The sequence below is a fragment of the Cellulomonas sp. P4_H12 genome, assembly GCF_056400905.1.
Window position 1 is genome coordinate 1 of record NZ_JBFUKJ010000175.1, and the last position, 500, is coordinate 500.

General features: G+C 74.8%; 1 protein-coding gene. It reads right to left on the reverse strand.

Translation table 11 applies throughout. The features are described 5' to 3' along the window. Positions 1-146 precede the first annotated feature (146 nt). A partial coding sequence (locus tag AC1DQC_RS20400) for an ATP-binding protein (protein WP_477053040.1) occupies positions 147-500 on the reverse strand: 354 nt, incomplete at its 5' end.

Below are 500 nucleotides of genomic sequence, written 5' to 3' on the forward strand. Positions count from 1 at the left end.
GACGACCACCGGCTCACGGGTGATGGTGCCGATCGCCTGCGGCGACGACGACTCCGGCAGACTCGCGCAACCGCCGACCACTACGGCGACGGCCAGCAACGCGGCCGTCAGCGAGATCCGCCCGCGACCGCGCCGGCGCTCGCCCGTCACGGCCGCCGCTCCCGCAGGACCGGCACGCTGGAGGCCTGGTCGGGATCGAGGGCCTCACCGGAGGGATCGGCGTGCCCGCTGTGCGGGCGTTCCGCGCCGGGCAGCGGGCGGCCCTGGACGTGCTTGACGCTCGGCGGCCGCAACGGCAACGGACTGCTGGTGATCTTGTGCCCGCGCACCAGCGGCAGGGTGAAGCGGAAGCAGGCACCCTCCCCCGGCTCGCCCCACGCCTCGAGCCGACCGTCGTGCAGCCGCGCGTCCTCGACGCTGATCGCCAGGCCGAGTCCGGTGCCCCCGGAGCGGCGCACCCGAGACGGGTCGGACCGCCAGAACCGGTTGAACACCAGCTT